This window comes from Phyllobacterium sp. RCAM01083 (genome assembly GCF_055685835.1).
Window position 1 is genome coordinate 2639314 of record NZ_JBVFZN010000005.1, and the last position, 15014, is coordinate 2654327.

At 58.3% G+C, this 15014-nt stretch carries 17 protein-coding genes and 1 pseudogene; 11 read left to right on the forward strand and 7 right to left on the reverse strand.

Annotated features, from left to right (window positions below; genetic code table 11):
• Window position 1: 1 nt before the first annotated feature.
• On the forward strand, window positions 2-436 hold the full coding sequence (locus tag ACZ25R_RS19765) for a Fur family transcriptional regulator (RefSeq protein WP_472461970.1): 435 nt from the start codon (window positions 2-4) through the stop codon (window positions 434-436).
• Window positions 437-513: 77 nt separating this feature from the next.
• A complete protein-coding gene (locus ACZ25R_RS19770; RefSeq protein ID WP_464662309.1) occupies window positions 514-897 on the forward strand; it encodes a cupin domain-containing protein in 384 nt (127 codons plus the stop codon).
• 6 nt (window positions 898-903) lie between these two features.
• Here the strand turns inward: ACZ25R_RS19770 and ACZ25R_RS19775 are convergent, their stop codons facing one another.
• On the reverse strand, window positions 904-1761 hold the full coding sequence (locus ACZ25R_RS19775; protein WP_223612251.1) for a LysR substrate-binding domain-containing protein: 858 nt from the start codon (window positions 1759-1761) through the stop codon (window positions 904-906).
• Window positions 1762-1862: 101 nt separating this feature from the next.
• On the opposite strand from ACZ25R_RS19775, the gene ACZ25R_RS19780 reads away from it, so the two are divergent.
• Window positions 1863-2759, forward strand: a complete 897-nt coding sequence (locus ACZ25R_RS19780; protein ID WP_472461971.1) for a DMT family transporter — start codon at window positions 1863-1865, stop codon at window positions 2757-2759.
• A 246-nt stretch (window positions 2760-3005) separates the two neighbouring features.
• Here the strand turns inward: ACZ25R_RS19780 and ptsN are convergent, their stop codons facing one another.
• The 6 genes and pseudogenes from ptsN to lptC all read right to left on the reverse strand — a co-directional run bounded on the left by ptsN (window position 3006) and on the right by lptC (window position 8419).
• Window positions 3006-3470, reverse strand: coding sequence for a PTS IIA-like nitrogen regulatory protein PtsN (gene ptsN / locus ACZ25R_RS19785; protein ID WP_105738035.1), 465 nt, complete (start codon window positions 3468-3470; stop codon window positions 3006-3008).
• A gap of 60 nt (window positions 3471-3530) precedes the next feature.
• On the reverse strand, window positions 3531-4124 hold the full coding sequence (gene hpf / locus ACZ25R_RS19790; RefSeq protein WP_091878871.1) for a ribosome hibernation-promoting factor, HPF/YfiA family: 594 nt from the start codon (window positions 4122-4124) through the stop codon (window positions 3531-3533).
• 207 nt (window positions 4125-4331) lie between these two features.
• A complete protein-coding gene (gene rpoN / locus ACZ25R_RS19795; protein ID WP_288192576.1) occupies window positions 4332-5996 on the reverse strand; it encodes an RNA polymerase factor sigma-54 in 1665 nt (554 codons plus the stop codon).
• A gap of 167 nt (window positions 5997-6163) precedes the next feature.
• Window positions 6164-6892, reverse strand: a pseudogene (gene lptB / locus ACZ25R_RS19800) (LPS export ABC transporter ATP-binding protein); the annotation flags it as partial.
• Window positions 6893-7001: 109 nt separating this feature from the next.
• Complete coding sequence (locus ACZ25R_RS19805) at window positions 7002-7574, reverse strand: LptA/OstA family protein (RefSeq protein ID WP_346305983.1); 573 nt, start codon at window positions 7572-7574, stop codon at window positions 7002-7004.
• 107 nt (window positions 7575-7681) lie between these two features.
• Window positions 7682-8419 (reverse strand): LPS export ABC transporter periplasmic protein LptC, encoded by a 738-nt coding sequence (gene lptC / locus ACZ25R_RS19810; protein ID WP_472461972.1) that lies wholly within the window; start codon window positions 8417-8419, stop codon window positions 7682-7684.
• Window positions 8420-8678: 259 nt separating this feature from the next.
• Between lptC and sppA the strand changes: the two genes are divergently transcribed.
• The 8 genes from sppA (at window position 8679) to olsB (ending at window position 14994) form a co-directional block, all read left to right on the forward strand.
• Complete coding sequence (gene sppA, locus ACZ25R_RS19815; protein ID WP_223612256.1) at window positions 8679-9665, forward strand: signal peptide peptidase SppA; 987 nt, start codon at window positions 8679-8681, stop codon at window positions 9663-9665.
• Between the two features lie 78 nt (window positions 9666-9743).
• Entirely contained in the window at window positions 9744-10025 is a 282-nt protein-coding gene (locus ACZ25R_RS19820; protein WP_091878879.1) for an integration host factor subunit beta, read from the forward strand.
• 69 nt (window positions 10026-10094) lie between these two features.
• On the forward strand, window positions 10095-10424 hold the full coding sequence (locus tag ACZ25R_RS19825) for a LapA family protein (RefSeq protein WP_105738045.1): 330 nt from the start codon (window positions 10095-10097) through the stop codon (window positions 10422-10424).
• Between the two features lie 24 nt (window positions 10425-10448).
• Window positions 10449-11423, forward strand: a complete 975-nt coding sequence (gene lhpI / locus ACZ25R_RS19830) for a bifunctional Delta(1)-pyrroline-2-carboxylate/Delta(1)-piperideine-2-carboxylate reductase (RefSeq protein ID WP_472461973.1) — start codon at window positions 10449-10451, stop codon at window positions 11421-11423.
• Window positions 11424-11506: 83 nt separating this feature from the next.
• Entirely contained in the window at window positions 11507-12613 is a 1107-nt protein-coding gene (locus tag ACZ25R_RS19835; protein WP_472461974.1) for an RsmD family RNA methyltransferase, read from the forward strand.
• Window positions 12610-13488, forward strand: a complete 879-nt coding sequence (locus tag ACZ25R_RS19840; RefSeq protein WP_472461975.1) for a TrmH family RNA methyltransferase — start codon at window positions 12610-12612, stop codon at window positions 13486-13488. The genes ACZ25R_RS19835 and ACZ25R_RS19840 overlap by 4 nt, the downstream gene beginning before the upstream one ends.
• A gap of 5 nt (window positions 13489-13493) precedes the next feature.
• Window positions 13494-13997, forward strand: a complete 504-nt coding sequence (gene lspA, locus ACZ25R_RS19845) for a signal peptidase II (protein ID WP_472461976.1) — start codon at window positions 13494-13496, stop codon at window positions 13995-13997.
• 157 nt (window positions 13998-14154) lie between these two features.
• Window positions 14155-14994, forward strand: coding sequence for a l-ornithine N(alpha)-acyltransferase (olsB, locus tag ACZ25R_RS19850; RefSeq protein ID WP_464662297.1), 840 nt, complete (start codon window positions 14155-14157; stop codon window positions 14992-14994).
• Window positions 14995-15014: the final 20 nt, after the last annotated feature.

Here is a 15014-nt window from a genome sequence, read left to right on the forward strand (position 1 = left end):
CATGAAACATGCTATCAATCAGAAGCCGGATTACGAGAAGGAGCTGCGCAAGGCAGGCGTTCGCATCACCCGCCCGCGCCGAATCATTCTCGATATTCTGACCTCCACCGAAGACCACCCGGATGCGATGAAGATTTTCCATCGCGCCATCGAGATCGATGACAGCATTTCGCTTTCGACCGTGTACCGGACCATGAACCTCTTGGAAGAAATGGGCGCCATTCATCGCCACGCCTTCAATGGCGGCCCGTCACGCTTCGAACAGGCCCATGGCGAGCATCACGACCACCTGATCGATGTCGATACGGGTGACGTGATCGAATTCCAGTCGGACAAGATCGAGAAACTGCAGGAAGAGATCGCCCGCGCGCTCGGCTATGACATCATCCATCACCGGCTGGAACTCTACGGGCGGAAATCCAGGCGGCCGGAATAACTCACGCACAAACGTCCAAGACGTTTGCTTTCGCGTGAAGCATAACTTCCGCTGGCATTTGCCCGAGGGAGTTATGCATGCAAACAGTCCAGCCAAAATCCTACAAGGCCATCAATTTCTCGGAAAAGTTCGAGCTGTTTTCCGAACAGTGGTCACCCAAAGTGGTGGCGGAACTCAACGATTACCAATTCAAGATCGTCCGCATCGAGGGTGATTTCATCTGGCACGATCATCCGGAAACCGATGAAGCATTCATTGTCCTGGACGGGGAACTGCGCATCGACTTCCGCGACGGGTTCGTGACGATCAGGCCGGGTGAAATGTATGTCGTCCCCAAAGGGGTCGAGCACAAGCCCTATGCCGAAAGGGAAGTCCGTCTGATGCTGATCGAACCCCGAGGTGTTCTCAATACCGGCCACGAGGGCGGTGAGCGGACAGCACAGAACGACGTGTGGATCTGACAGACCTTACGCAATCTGCGCCAATTCGCGGCGCAGAAAATCATTCAGCCGGTCAATGGCCGGACTGGATGACACCGGGCTGCGCATGATGCCGATTTCCAGATCACGCAGCGGCGGCAGGCCTTCATTCTCGCCGATAACGCGCAGGGTCGACGGCACGCTGCAGGCGGCAAGCGCAGCCACCGCCAGCCCGGCCTGCACCACGGCGATCAGTCCGAGCAGGCTGGCGCTGGAATAGGTGCAGCGATAGCTGCGATCCGCATCGCCCAGCGCATCCAACACGTTCATGCGCGCGGCGCAGCCGGGTTCAAACAGGGCGATGGGCAGCGGGTCATTTTCCCAGGCAACATGGGTCGGCGATGCCACCCAGATCAAGCGCTCGCGGCGGATCACCTCCAGCGGCTGGGTGGCCCCGCGGGTGACAATCGCCAGATTGACCCGGTCCTCATCGATCGCCTTGACCAGCGAGGTGGATTGCTCGCAGACCAGTTCGACGGTGACCAGCGGATGCTCCTCGGCAAACCGCGACAGAACGGGCGGCAGCAGGAATGCCGCATAGTCATCGGGCACGCCAAGCCGCACGCTGCCGGTTTCCTCGGGGCGGGTGACATTGGCCCACGCTTCATCCGACAACCGCAGCAACCGCCGCGCATAATTGAGAAAACTCTCGCCGGCCAGATTCGGCTCGACGGACCGGGGGTTGCGAATAAGCAGCTGTTTGCCCACCGCCTGTTCCAGCCGCTGCATCTGCATGCTGACGGCTGACTGGCTGCGGCCGACACGCGGGGCAGCCGCCGACAGGCTGCCGGTTTCGATGACAGTTACAAAGGTCCGCAGGAGATCGAGGTCGAGGGGTGCAGCCATAATGCCATCAATATAGCGAATAGTTCACTCCAAATCTATTCGTTTGTTTGGCGGCAGCCAAGAGCGCTAACTGGGCATCCTTTGCCACGGGAATGACCCACATGCCTGACCCGATATCCGATCGTTTTCCTGCAGCACGGCTGGCCGTCGCCATGGCCATCATCGGGACGGTCGGTGCCTTTGCAACGGAAACACGGCTCGATCCGGTCACCATCGTCTTCTGGCGCTGTGTTTTCGGCATGGTCTTCCTCGCAGCCTGGTGTTTCCTGCGCGGCTACCTTCCCGACCGGACTCTCTCCTGGCCGCGGCTGGGCCGGGCAGCGCTCGGCGGCGTCTGCATGGTGCTCAGCTGGGTATCGTTTTTTGCCGGGTTCCGCATGACATCGATTGCAACCACCACGATCATCTATCACATCCAGCCGTTCTTCGTTGTTCTCATCGGCGCAACCCTTTTGAAGGAACGCATCACCGTCGATCAGATCATCTGGATGCTCGGCGCCTTTCTCGGCGTCGTTCTGGCGAGCGGCCTTGTCGGCGCGACGGCACCGGTCAGCACGCTATGGATTCTTGGGATCGTCATGTCGCTTGGTGCCGCGATGCTTTATGCCGCTGCAACCATTCTCGCCAAGGGCCTGGGCGAGCAACGGCCGGAAATCACGGTGCTGTGCCAGACCATCGTCGGTATCGTCATGCTCGCGCCTTTTGCCAATTGGGCGGAGCCCGTGCCGCTGGCATCCTGGGGCTGGCTGGCCAGTATCGGCATCCTCCATACGGGCATTGCCTATATCTTGATCTATTCGGCCTATCCGCGCCTGTCGACACCGGTCATCGGCGTCCTGACCTTCATCTATCCGATCGTCGCCATCATCGTGGACTGGGCAATTTACGGACACCCGCTGGGAATGGCGCAGGCCGCCGGCATGCTGCTGATTGCCTGCGGTACGCTGGGCGTACGGCTCGGGTGGCAGTTTCCGTGGCGCAGGAGCATGGCAGTTTGAAGCGGGTGCTGTCCGTCAGCGTTGCGTCTTCATGGTGCGTGGTTCGACAAGCTCACCATGAGGGAAGGTGTTGGCTGCAAGCCAATCGCCAGTATTGCAGAATATACTTCTTTGCAATCCCCATGCTCCCTCATGGTGAGCTTGTCGAACCACGCACGAGACTAGTGCAGAACATGCCCTACCCCCTCATCCCACCCCAACAAAAAGCCGCCCGGAGGCGGCTTTTCGTCAAAGGATGCAAAAGAATCAGGCGGCGTTGGAGGCAGGCTGCGCCGTCAGCAATTCATAGATAAGGGTCGCATCATGGGCAGTGCGCAATTTGGCAATCCGCTCGGGATCGCGCAGCATGCGGGCAATCCGCGACAAGGCCTTCAGATGATCGGCACCGGCATTCTCCGGCGCAAGCAGAAGAAAAACAATATCGACGGGCTGATCGTCCAGCGCTTCGAAATCCACGGGGGTTTCGAGCTGTGCGAAGACCCCGGTGATGCGTTTGACGCTGTTGATCTTGCCATGCGGGATGGCAATGCCATTGCCAACGCCGGTCGAGCCGAGACGCTCGCGCTGCAGGACGGTGTCAAACACTTCCCGCTCCGTCAAACCGGTCAAGGCGGCAGCCTTCTCCGACATGATCTGCAAAAGCTGCTTTTTGGAATTGACTTTCAATGCGGGCAGGACAGCGTCGGGCTGAATGAGGTCACCCAGATCCATTATTCTCTTCCTTCCTGTTACCGTCCGCGCTTTGGGCGCGGACGGTAGTTCAAATTTCGCCTAAGACCCGGCGCCGTTCTGACCGGCCACGGCCGATGGATCGATCCAGCCGATGTTACCGTCAGCGCGGCGGTATACGATATTCACCTGCGTACTGCCAGAGTTGCGGAAGACAACCACCGGACTATCTTTCAGATCGAGCTCGACCACGGCGGATGCGACACTCATGCTTCTGAGCGCCATCGATGTCTCAGCCACGATTGTCGGCGCGTAATCCTCCGGAATATCCTCATCTTCATCCGGTACAGGGGCGACGACCCGGTAGGAAATATCGTCGAAAACACCGTTCGAGCCGGGCGCCTGATGCGATTTCAGACGCCGCTTGTAACGGCGAAGGCGTTTGTCCACGCGTTCTCCGGCTGCATCAAAAGCAAGCTGAGGATCCTGTGCCTCGCCCGCTGCCTGCAGCACCGTGCCGGTATCGAGACGGATCAGGCAATCGGCGATGAAGCGCGACCCCTGTTTCTCCACTGTGACGTGGCCTGTATATCCGCCATCGAAATATTTGGTCACCATCTCACCGATCCGTTCGTCAATGCGAATGCGGAAAGCGTCACCAATGTCCATATGTTTCCCAGATACACGCAGACTCATGATACCTCACCTTCATTGTGACTTTTCATTGCCCGAGCCAATCTACACTGTTGTTGAGAGACGAGCAAAGACATCCCGCACATTCCATGCGAGTGATCCATCACATTTCACTTTCTGATTCTTCATCTCCAAAAGGCGCGCTTTCGCTTCAATCGATGCAAATTGCCGGCGCTTCACTCTCCCTTGACCAAGCTTCTATGGCTCGGTTCATTTACCCGCTCGCCTCGATTCTACACCTGTGCGGCGGATGAATCCAGAGTTTCCGTCACCCTTGCGCACAGAAGCCTCCGCTTTTTTCTCCCGGCGCCTTTGCACCGAGGATGCGATGTTCATCGCCTCGCGGTACTTGGCAACCGTCCGTCGTGCAATCTCAACGCCCTGGCCCTTCAAAAGATCCACGATCGTGTCGTCCGATAAAATATCATCCGGCTTTTCACTGTCGATCAGCAGCTTGATCTGATGCCGCACGGACTGGGAGGAATGCTGCTCGCCGCCTTCGGTGGCCGAAATCCCCGCATTGAAAAAATAGCGCAACTCGAAGACGCCGCGCTTCGTCAGCATGTATTTGTTGGCGGTGACGCGGCTCACGGTCGACTCGTGCATGCCGATGGCGTCAGCCACATTTCTCAAATTGAGCGGCTTCAGGTGGGCCACGCCGAATTGCAGGAACTCCGCCTGCTGGCGTACGATTTCCGTCGCCACCTTCAAAATGGTCTGGGCGCGCTGATCCAGGCTGCGCGTCAGCCAGTTGGCATTTTGCAGGCATTCGCTGAGAAACCCCTTTTCAGCCGGGGAAGCCGTTACCTTTGCAATGGTCGCATAATAGGTGTTGTTGACGAGGACCCGCGGCAGAGCATCTGGATTGAGCTCGATATTCCATGTCCCGTCCGGCGCCATGTCGACATGCACATCCGGGATGATGCTGTCGGCCACACCCGAGGAGAAGGCCGTTCCCGGCTTTGGATCGAGCAGGCGTATCTCCTGCAGCATATCGAGGAGATCGGCATCGGCGACCCGGCACAGCTTTCTCAGGCTTTGAAAATCCCGTTTCGCCAGGAGTTCCAGATTTTGCAGAAGCATCGTCATCGCCGGATCGAGCCGGTTTTTTGCACGCAGCTGCAGAGCCAGACATTCAGCCAGATCACGGGCAAACAGCCCCGCCGGTTCGAATGTCTGCAGAACCGCGATCAATCTGTCGATATGGGCCGCATCGGTGCCCAGCCGTTCGGCAATCTCCTCGACATCGACGCGCAGATAACCCATCTCGTCGAGGTAATCGGCGAGTTCCGCTGCAATCAGGCGGTCCACCGCATCCTCAAAGGCAAAAATGATCTGCTCGCCGACGTGGTCGCGCAGCGTCAACGGCGACGCGGTGACCTGTTCGAGATTGAACCCCTCGCCGCCCGTCGACACATATCCGTCACCCGATGACGATTTCCATTGCGAGGCCAGATCGCCAGCGATGAAGTCGTGGGTTCCAGGATCATCCGGAAAAATATTCTCGAGAGAACTGTCGAACGTCTCGGACATGGAGCCTGAACTGGTCGACTCGCCGCTGACAAGCCAATGGTCGTTCTGCTCACTTGCGCTGCCGCCATCGCGGCTTTCGTCGGCGTCACCATGATTGACACCGCGCGAATAGTCGCCGGCTTCTCCCGGCCCGCGATCATCGGACGTATCCCGGCTTTCGAAGGAAAAATGTTCATTTGCCGTTTCATCGCGCTCCAGCAGCGGATTCTTTTCGATCTCCTGCTCGATGAATTGCTCGAGTTCGACATGGGATAATTGCAGCAGCCGAATCGACTGCATGAGCAGCGGCGTCATCACCAGAGACTGGGTTTGTCTCAGATCGAGTTTTGGCGACAGGGCCATGGTGAACGCGGGTACTCCTGTACGAAATTCTTCTCAATGTACAGAAATGGCCCAATCCTTGCTTGTCAATTCCAGCAAGGCAAAAAACGACTCTTTTCGGAAAGATTCATCTGGATTCACGCAAGGGCGGGTAATTTCTGGCAAAAATCTGCCAGAAATTGATAAAATCAGAGCTTGAACTGATCACCGAGATAAAGACGCCGCACATCCGGATTCGCAATAATCTCGTCCGGGCGGCCGTGGGTCAGAACCTGCCCCGCATGAATGATGTAAGCGCGGTCGATCAGCTTCAGCGTTTCGCGCACATTGTGGTCCGTGATGAGGACGCCGATGCCGCGGCTGGTCAAATGGCGGACGAGCTGTTGGATATCGGAGACCGCAATCGGATCAACGCCGGCAAACGGCTCGTCGAGCAGCATGAAATTGGGCCGCGAGGCCAAAGCGCGGGCGATCTCGAGCCGGCGGCGTTCACCGCCGGAGAGGGAAAGCGCCGGTGCCTTGCGCAGATGGGCGATATGAAACTCTTCCAGGAGGGAATCCAGTTCCTGCGCCCGCGCGGTGCGGTCCTTCTCGACCACTTCGAGCACGGCCTTGATGTTGTTTTCCACCGACAGGCCGCGGAAAATCGAGGCTTCCTGCGGCAGATAGCCGATGCCGAGGCGCGAGCGGCGATACATCGGCATCGTCGTCACATCAAAGCCATCGATTTCGATATTGCCCTTGTCGACCGGTACCAGGCCGGTGACCATATAGAAACAGGTGGTCTTCCCGGCGCCGTTCGGGCCGAGAATACCGACCGCTTCGCCGGCGCGCACACCGAAGGAAACACCATTGACCACCTGACGGCCATTATAGCTCTTGGTGATGCCGCGGGCGACAAGCGTACCCTTCATCCGGTCCGTCGCCGACGGATCGGCGGCACGCATCTCCTGGGAAATGCGCGCGTCTGGCGATGTGGGGGTCTTTGCGGATCGACGGGAAAACAGGGACACTTATACCGCCGGCCTAGTTCTTCGGAGCGCTCTTCGGCGCAACGACGATAGAAACGCGGCCTGTCTGTCCGTTCTTGCAGCTTTCCAGCTGGGCCTGACCGCTCTTCATCTGCACGGTCAGCTTGCAACCGACGCCAACATTATCGCCCTGCGAGAGAACGACCTTGCTGCCGGTCAGAACCAGAACCTGCGTTTTCATGTCGAACGTACCATGGTCGCCCGTGGCAACCTGATCTTCGGACTTCACGTAGACCTTGTCGTTGACCTCGATGTGGTCGATGTCCTGGGCGCCTGCGCCCGCAGGTGCGGCGGCCTTGGTCTCTGTCTTGGCGGCTGCCTTGTCGGCGGCTTTTTCCGCGTCGGTCTTTTCCGGCTTCTTGACGTAGTAAACGATCATGGAACCCGCCTTCATCAGCGTCGTTCCCTGGGTGACCGTTACATTGCCGGTGAAGGTGGCAGTACCCACATCATTATGCACGTCGAGGCGATCGGAATCGATCTGAATGGGCTGATCACTCGAAAGCTTCATGCCGTTGTTCAGGCCGCCGGCCTTGCTCGCATCCTGCGCTGCAACAGGACCAATCATGGAGGATGCCCAAATGCCCAATGCAACAGTCGAAATGCTGATCAGTCTTGTCCCGCGCGACATTGTCTCAATCTCCTAAATCCGGGATATCCCCACCTGGCCGGCAATCACTGCGGTGATTTGGCTTCGTTGCGACCTTCATGCAGCTTTGCGGGCTGAATGACAAGCCTGACCCCCTTTTCAAAGACCATTACTTTGCCACTCTGAGTAATTTTCATACTGTCTGCGACGATACTGGCACTGCTATTTTCGATCTTGACAGGCTGATCGGTCGACATCGAGTTTTCTTGTATATTGATATCGGCGGATTTCAACTGTGCTTTCAAGCCGTCCGAGGTTGTCAGCGTTATGTTGTTGTCAAGCTTCAACTGGCGGTTGGCATTGTCGTAAAGGCCGCCCTTGGCGTTGACCTGCGCCCGCAGATCCTGGCCAACCGGAATTTCCGCGCTGATATTCTCAAGCGTGATCAGCGAGCTGTTGCCAACATCCTGCAGAGCCCGTTCCGCACTCATCTTGTAGGGGAGCTTGTCCTTGGTAAAGCCATCCAGCTTGGGATTGGTCATGACCAGCTTGCCATCCTGAATGCCGGCACTGTCCAAAGTGATATTGCTCGGGATGTTGGTCGTTGAGAAAAATGTGAACCAGGAGAAAACAGCAGCGCCGATCACGGCGACGGCAGGCAAGGCAAATTTCATGAAGCGCACGCGCCGCGAATGGCGTTCCGCAGCGCGAAAAACGTGCGAATCCTTCTCGGTGGCAGAAAATTGCCGCGCAACTTCCGCATGCTGCGCAGCAGCCGCTGTTGCATCGCCGTTTGGATGCGTATGTTTCAGTTCAATGGACATGTATTGGCTATACTACCGATTGCGATGTGTTGGCGCCCTGTTAGTTGAACGCCAATATGGTTATTTTTCGATGAAATGAACCAGGGTCTATGGGACACGTTGCATTTGATCGAACAAATATGCCGTCATCCGTTCATATACAAGGTGCAGCGCCAATTGCCTATATGGGGCAATGTGCTGAACCCCGGGGTCTGGACTTCCTCGGAATGTTGCCGCAGAAGAATGCTTGCACTGAATTGCACAGGAAACGGACGATACGATGGCAAACACAGCTGACGCAATCATCGACAGGCGCCGTCTCCGGCGCAAGCTGACATTCTGGCGTGTGCTTTCCCTTCTGGTTGTCGCGCTCGCCCTGATCGGGCTTTACGGATTTCTCTCCGGTTCCGACCGCCTTTCCGGCAAAACCGCAGCGCATATCGCCAAAATCCGTGTTGAAGGCACGATTTTCGAGAATGACGAACTCATCAAGCGTCTGGGCGAAGTCGCCGATTCCACCGCTGTGAAGGGCGTCATTCTTTCGGTGGATTCACCGGGCGGCACCACGGCGGGCGGCGAAGCCATCTATGAGGCCGTGCGCAAGATTGCCGCGAAAAAGCCCGTTGTTGCGCAGGTCGGAACATTGGCGGCCTCGGCGGGCTACATGATTGCCAGCGGTTCGGACCATATTGTCGCACGCCAGTCCTCCATCGTCGGATCGATCGGCGTTCTGTTCCAGTATCCCGATATTTCCGAACTGCTGACGAAGGTCGGCGTCAAGGTGGAGACAATCAAATCCAGTCCGCTGAAAGCCGAACCGAACTTTTTCAACCCCGCCAGCGACGAAGCCAAGGCCATGATCCATCGCATGATCATGGATTCCTATGACTGGTTCGTCGGAATCGTTCAGGAACGGCGCAATTTCACCCGCGAACAGACGCTTGCGCTGGCAGACGGATCGGTCTTCACCGGCAGACAGGCGCTGGCCAACAAACTCATCGACGAACTTGGCGGGGAAGACAAGTCGATTGCCTGGCTGAAAACCAAGGGCGTTGACGAGAAATTGCCCGTCATCGAATGGAAACCCGCACAAAAGACGACTTTCAGCTCGTTTCTGTCCCAATCCGCGCTGAAAATGCTGGCACAATATCTCGGTATTCCGCAGGAAAGCACCGGGTTGCTGCGCGATTTGACCGGAGATCGCATCTTCCTTGACGGGCTCGTTTCTGTTTGGCACGTTGACGGCAGGCCCGTAGGGGCGCAATAGAATATTTAAGCTTACAGGATCAGTGACATAGTCATAATGGCCGTGTCATTTGAACTTGAACCAGAAGGGGATTATGCCGTGATCAAATCAGAGCTCGTCCAGATCATTGCCAACCGCAATCCGCACCTGTTTCAACGCGATGTCGAGAATATCGTCGGCGCCATTTTCGACGAGATCACCGACGCTCTTGCGGAAGGGAATCGGGTCGAGCTTCGTGGCTTCGGTGCATTCTCGGTGAAAAACCGCCCCGCCCGCAGCGGCCGCAATCCCCGCACCGGCGACAGCGTCGAGGTCGAGGAAAAATGGGTGCCATTCTTCAAGACCGGCAAAGAGCTGCGCGACCGGCTGAACGCCGACTGAATGCAGCAACAAGCTGGGGCGGCCTCATAGCCTGATGATACGTGAAGTGCTGTTACCCTGGAGAGAGATATGATCAATCGCGTCGTTGTCGTCCTCATTCTCGTGCCGCTGGCAGTGATCCTGATTGCACTGTCGGTGGCCAATCGCGGGCTGGTGACCTTTACGATCGATCCGTTCAATCCGGGCAATCCCGGCCTGTCCTATGCCGCCCCCCTCTTCGTCTGGCTGTTTCTCGCTCTCTTCGTCGGGCTGATCCTTGGCAGTTTCGCCACCTGGATCAACCAGGGCCGGCACCGCAAACTGGCGCGCCAGCGCAAGCAGGAGACCGAACTCCTGCGCATGGAAGCGCGGAAATCGGCGGCCACGCAGTCCACGCCCAACCTTCCCTCTCTGCACTAAGCAGCATATTTTCAAGGATTTGCAATGAAACTGGTCTCTCCGGCTGACGTCGACGGGCTGTTGAACTGGCCGGACATGATCAACGCCATTGCAACGGCGTTCCGTCAGGGCGTTATCCAGCCCGTGCGCCACCATCACACGGTTGATCGCCCCGATGGCGCCGCATCGACGCTTCTGCTGATGCCGGCCTGGTCGGACTTCGACGCGCTCGGCGATTCGTCGAAGGGCTATATGGGCGTCAAGATCGTCACGGTGTCACCTGACAATGGGGCCATTGCCAAACCGGCCGTCATGGGCGTCTATCTGCTGCTCGATGGCAAGACCGGGGAACCCAAGGCCCTGATCGATGGCCAGCGTTTGACCACATGGCGCACCGCAGGCGCTTCCGCCCTTGCCGCCCGCTATCTCGCCCGCGAAGATGCATCCAAACTGGTTATCCTTGGCGCCGGCGCGCTCTCAGGCTTTCTTGCCCGCGCGCACAGCTCTGTCAGACCGATCCGCGAGATTTCCATCTGGAACCGCAGCATCGACAATGCGCGCAAAGTGGCGGCGGATCTCGTCGCTGACGGGTTCAACGCCAAGGCGGTCACCGACAAGGATGCAGCCATCGCCGATGCCGATATTATCGCCGCTGGCACACTGTCGACCGAACCGCTCATTCTCGGCAGACATCTGAAGAGGGGCGCGCATGTCGATCTTATCGGTGCCTTTACCCCCGCCATGCGGGAAAGCGACGATGAGTGCGTCAAGCGCGCGCGGGTGTTTGTCGACACCAGGGAAGGCGCACTGACGGAAGGCGGTGACCTCGTCCAGCCGATCAAGGCGGGCGTCATCGGCGACAGCCATGTGATCGGCGATCTGTTCGATCTCACCCGCGGAACGGTGAAAGGGCGCCAGTCGCCCGATGAAATCACGCTGTTCAAGTCGGTCGGCGCGGCGCTGGAAGACCTTGCCGCCGGCATTCTGGTCTATGAAAAGGCGATTGCAGCCTCTGCCTGAGTGTTTTTGCTTTCGCCTTTCCTCATCTTGGCATAGGAAACCACCATTGAACGATGGCCAAGGGCATATGAGGGCATAACGGTTTGAAATCGTCTGGCGGAAAAATCAGGAAGGCCAAGGGCACCGGCCCGAAAGGCGCGGGACCGAAAGCTGCGCCGCACAGGCAGCAGGCGACAAAACCCCGCCCGCAATTTGCCAAACCCTCTGCCCCGGCGGACAATGATGCGCGCGTCAAGGCAGCGCCCCGTTCCGAACCGCTGCCCAAGCGGGTCCTGACCCGCCACACCGGCCCGCGCCCGACAGAAAAGACCGGCCTGATCCTCGAAACGCTGCCCTCCGATGATTACGCCCTGCTCGACAGCGGCAACGGCCTCAAGCTCGAGCAATATGGTCCCTACCGGATTATCCGCCCGGAAGGCCAGGCCATCTGGCTCCCGGCCTGGAACAAGGCCGAGTGGGACAAGGCCGACGCGATCTTTACCGGCAATACGGATGAGGAAGGCGTCGGACGCTGGCATTTCCCCAAGGTGCCGCTCGGCGAAACCTGGCCGCTTGCCTATGAGGGCATTCCCTTCTTCGGCCGCTTCACCTCCTTCCGGCATGTGGGCGTGTTTCCCGAACAGGGAACGCACTGGTCGCATATGGACAGCCTCATTCGCGGTGCAAAGCGCCCGGTGAAAGTGCTCAATCTCTTCGGCTATACCGGCGTCGCCTCGCTCGTTGCCGCCCGTGCGGGCGCGGAAGTGACCCATGTCGACGCCTCGAAGAAGGCAATCGTCTGGGCGCGCGAAAACCAGGAAATGGCCGGACTTTCCGGCAAGCCCATCCGCTGGATTTGCGAGGATGCGATGAAGTTCGTCGCCCGCGAAGAGCGGCGCGGCAGCGGTTATGACATCATCCTGCTCGATCCGCCCGCCTATGGCCGCGGCCCGAATGGCGAGGTCTGGCAGCTGTTCGACAATCTGCCCGATATGGTCGATTTGTGCCGGTCGATCCTGACGCCCAATCCGCTCGGTGTGGTGCTGACCGCCTATTCCATCCGCGCATCGTTCTTTGCCATTCACGAGCTGATGCGCGATGCCTTTACCGGTCTTGGCGGCGAAGTGCAGTCCGGCGAACTGATCCTGCGCGAACGGTCTTCCGGGCGCGCCCTTTCCACGTCCCTGTTCAGCCGCTGGGGTGCCAAATGACCAGACATGACGACCGCCAGCACGGCAGCTCCATCGCGCGGCCCGGCAAGGTCAAGGAAGTCACCAGCCTGACCAACCCCATCGTCAAGGATCTGCGATCCCTGGCGCTGAAGAAGTTCCGCGACCAACAGGGGGTGTTTCTGGCCGAAGGCCTGAAACTCGTCATCGACGCGCTCGATCTCGGCTGGGTCATCAAGACGCTTGTCTATTCCAAGGCGGGCAAGGGCAATTCCCTTGTCGAGCAGGTGGCAGCCCGCACGATTGCCAAGGGCGGTGACGTACTCGAGGTCAACGAGAAGGTGATTTCCGCCATCACCCGGCGCGACAATCCGCAAATGGTCGTCGGCGTGTTCGAGCAGCAGCTGCAGCCCCTGTCAGCCACCCGACCGCAGGGCAACGATGTTTACGTCGCGCTCGACCGGGTGCGCGATCCGGGCAATCTCGGCACGATCATCCGGACAGCCGATGCGGCAGGCGCCAAGGGAATCATCCTGATCGGCGACACCACGGACCCGTTTTCGCTCGAAACCGTGCGCGCCACCATGGGTTCGGTCTTTGCCGTCCCGCTGGTACGCACGAACGAAACGGAATTCCTTTCCTGGCGAAAGGGATTTTCGGGACTCATCGTCGGCACGCACCTCAAGGGCGCTGTCGACTACCGGACCATTCCCTACAAGGGCAAGCCGGTCATTCTGCTGATGGGCAATGAGCAGCAGGGCCTCCCCGACACGCTGGCCTCAACCTGTGACAAGCTGGCCCGCATTCCCCAGGAAGGCCGGGCGGATTCGCTCAATCTCGCCATTGCCACCGGCGTCATGCTGTTCGAGATCCGCCGCGAGGCGTTGACACTCGATGGCGGCAAACAGGATAAATAACCCCCATGAAAAGCAAATCCTTCTTCGGCCTGCTGGCGATTGTGGTGCTTGCCGTGGCGAGCGACCAGATCATCAAATATCTCGTCGAGACCGGCATGGATTACCAGCAGCAGATCGATCTGCTGCCATTTCTGGCGCTTTTTCGTGTTCACAATAATGGCATTGCTTTTTCGATGCTCAGCGGCATGCACGACCTCGCCCTGATCGGCTTGACCGTCGTCGTCATCGCCTTTGTCAGCTATCTCTGGTGGAGCACCGTACCGGCACGCCGGATCTCGCGCATCGGCTTTGCGCTGATCATCGGCGGTGCCATCGGCAATCTGATCGACCGCAGCCTGCTTGGCTATGTCGTTGATTATATTCTTTTCCATCTGCCGTCATGGTCATTTGCCGTCTTCAATCTGGCCGATGCCTACATTTCCGTCGGCGCCGCACTGGTCGTGCTTGAAGAAATTTTTGTCTGGCTGCGCGAGCGCAAGACACCAAAGGGGCAAGCTGGGGGAAACTGAGGAAAACCCAGCATCTGCGGTGTCTCCCGCGTCATGTGCCCGTCATCCAATTGTTGTATTCAAGCATCTAGTGATTGCCGATCAACCATGATGAGAGCGAATCGTTATGAGCTTCGCCTTGCTTGAACCTGCGTCTATCTTTAAAGATCAGCACACGATGTCGCAGGTTGATTCAACACCCTCGCCGTTTACGGCGCCACACCTTGTCGCGGTGCTTGGACGCATTGGGACGATGGAAGTTTGCCTTGCGCAAACCGAAGCCGAAATCGTCTCTGCCCAGCAGCTGCGTTTCAAGGTATTTTTCGATGAACTCGGTGCCAAGGGCTCGGCGACCCTGGAACAACGCGACGCAGACCGTTTCGATCCCGTATGCGATCACCTCCTGGTTTATGATACCTCGATCATTGGCCCCAAGCACAAGCAGATCGTCGGCACCTACCGGCTGATGCGCTCGGAAGTTGCCCACAAAACAGGCGGTTTTTACTCGGCTAGCGAATATACGATCGATAGTCTGGTTGCTGCCAAGCCGCAGATGCATTTCCTTGAGCTCGGCCGGTCCTGTGTTTTGCCGGAATACCGCTCGAAGCGCACGGTCGAACTGCTGTGGCAGGGCATCTGGAGCTATTGCCGGTATCACTCCATCGACGTGATGTTCGGCTGCGCATCCTTCCAGGGAACGGTGCCGGCGGCGCATGCCCTGCCGCTGTCGTTCCTGCATCACAATTGCCGTGCAACGCCGGACTGGGATGTCCAGGCCCTGCCATCGCTGTATCAGCCGATGGACCTCGTTCCCAGCGAAGCGGTCAATCCGAAGGTTGCCCTGTTCGCCATGCCGCCATTGATCAAGGGCTATCTGCGCCTTGGTGCCATGATCGGTGACGGTGCGGTGGTGGATCATGATTTCGGCACGACCGATGTACTGATCATTCTGCCGGTCAGCCGCATTTCCACCCGCTACGTCAGCCATTACATCTCGAACGCCAAGCGTTTCGACTGAAATTCCACTTTCGCCTCATG

Bases quoted from the DNA above. Each gene is read 5' to 3' on its own strand.
- ACZ25R_RS19825 (WP_105738045.1), top strand. From the start codon at position 10,095: ATGATCAATCGCGTCGTTGTCGTCCTCATTCTCGTGCCGCTGGCAGTG.
- ACZ25R_RS19770 (WP_464662309.1), top strand. From the start codon at position 514: ATGCAAACAGTCCAGCCAAAATCCTACAAGGCCATCAATTTCTCGGAA.
- ptsN (WP_105738035.1), bottom strand. From the start codon at position 3,470: ATGGATCTGGGTGACCTCATTCAGCCCGACGCTGTCCTGCCCGCATTG.
- ACZ25R_RS19840 (WP_472461975.1), top strand. From the start codon at position 12,610: ATGACCAGACATGACGACCGCCAGCACGGCAGCTCCATCGCGCGGCCC.
- rpoN (WP_288192576.1), bottom strand. From the start codon at position 5,996: ATGGCCCTGTCGCCAAAACTCGATCTGAGACAAACCCAGTCTCTGGTG.
- lhpI (WP_472461973.1), top strand. From the start codon at position 10,449: ATGAAACTGGTCTCTCCGGCTGACGTCGACGGGCTGTTGAACTGGCCG.
- sppA (WP_223612256.1), top strand. From the start codon at position 8,679: ATGGCAAACACAGCTGACGCAATCATCGACAGGCGCCGTCTCCGGCGC.
- hpf (WP_091878871.1), bottom strand. From the start codon at position 4,124: ATGAGTCTGCGTGTATCTGGGAAACATATGGACATTGGTGACGCTTTC.
- olsB (WP_464662297.1), top strand. From the start codon at position 14,155: ATGTCGCAGGTTGATTCAACACCCTCGCCGTTTACGGCGCCACACCTT.
- lptC (WP_472461972.1), bottom strand. From the start codon at position 8,419: ATGTCCATTGAACTGAAACATACGCATCCAAACGGCGATGCAACAGCG.
- ACZ25R_RS19805 (WP_346305983.1), bottom strand. From the start codon at position 7,574: ATGATTGGTCCTGTTGCAGCGCAGGATGCGAGCAAGGCCGGCGGCCTG.
- ACZ25R_RS19765 (WP_472461970.1), top strand. From the start codon at position 2: ATGAAACATGCTATCAATCAGAAGCCGGATTACGAGAAGGAGCTGCGC.
- ACZ25R_RS19775 (WP_223612251.1), bottom strand. From the start codon at position 1,761: ATGGCTGCACCCCTCGACCTCGATCTCCTGCGGACCTTTGTAACTGTC.
- ACZ25R_RS19780 (WP_472461971.1), top strand. From the start codon at position 1,863: ATGCCTGACCCGATATCCGATCGTTTTCCTGCAGCACGGCTGGCCGTC.
- lspA (WP_472461976.1), top strand. From the start codon at position 13,494: ATGAAAAGCAAATCCTTCTTCGGCCTGCTGGCGATTGTGGTGCTTGCC.